Here is a 962-nt window from a genome sequence, read left to right on the forward strand (position 1 = left end):
TGATATTGACGCCCTTTGATAGCCATATCTAACGCTTTCACGACATCCGTCGCTTTCATTTCATTACTCAGCTCATAGCCCATTATTTTTCGGCTAAACGCATCCGTAACCAATGATAGGTAGTGAACTCCTTCATCAGATTGAACATAGGTTATGTCGCTCACCAACACACTCTCTGGACTACATGGCTTGTAGTCCTTTAATAAGTTCGGGTGTTTCTTCATCCAATGCCGACTATTGGTCGTTTTTGTAAAACTACGCTTAGGTCTTACCAACAATCGCTCAGCGCGTAAGTAGTTGAAAAGCGCATCTCGGCCTAACTTAATACCTTGTTCTTGTAGTCTAGGCTTAATTAAAAAATAGAGCTTCCTAGTACCAACCCGAGGCATATAACGCCTAATATCCAACACCATTTTTTTAATCGGTTTAAGCTCTAACCGACGATGATGAGCTCGCTTTTCTCGTTGATAAATGCTCTGTCTTGTTATGCCACAAAGCCTACATACCCGAACTAAACTTATTCCTTCCTGTTTTTGAAGGCTTCTTGCTCCTTGGCTAGATACTTTTTTCTGAGATTGGTTCCGTGCTCAGCATCAAGAATATCAACCACTCTGTTTAAGAAGAGGTTCTTGATTTTTTCGTCTTCCAACTCTTTCTCAAGACGTTTTATTTTCTGTGCAGGCGACTCTTTAGGCTTCGGTGATTGGCTCATGACATTCATCCTTGGATTTTGCGCCCAATTCATTTTACCGTGCTTTCGAAGCCAGGTTAAAACGGTTGAACGGCCTTGGATACCATAAATGGTTTGGGCTTGTTTATAGGTCATATCGCCTCTTTCTACAGCTGCGACGACCTGTAATTTAAAGCCTAGTGTGTAATCACGCTGAGTGCGCTTAACGTAGGTATTATTTGAAGTAGTCATAATTCGTCCTCAATGTGTAAACACATTTCAGGACGAGACA

1 pseudogene is annotated in these 962 nt (G+C 41.6%); it reads right to left on the reverse strand.

The window, feature by feature from the left end:
* Positions 1–922 (reverse strand): annotated as a pseudogene (locus ACTRWI_RS22505) (IS3 family transposase); the annotation flags it as partial.
* Positions 923–962 lie beyond the last annotated feature (40 nt).

The organism is Pseudoalteromonas sp. G5_S1_14_S5 (assembly GCF_054968605.1).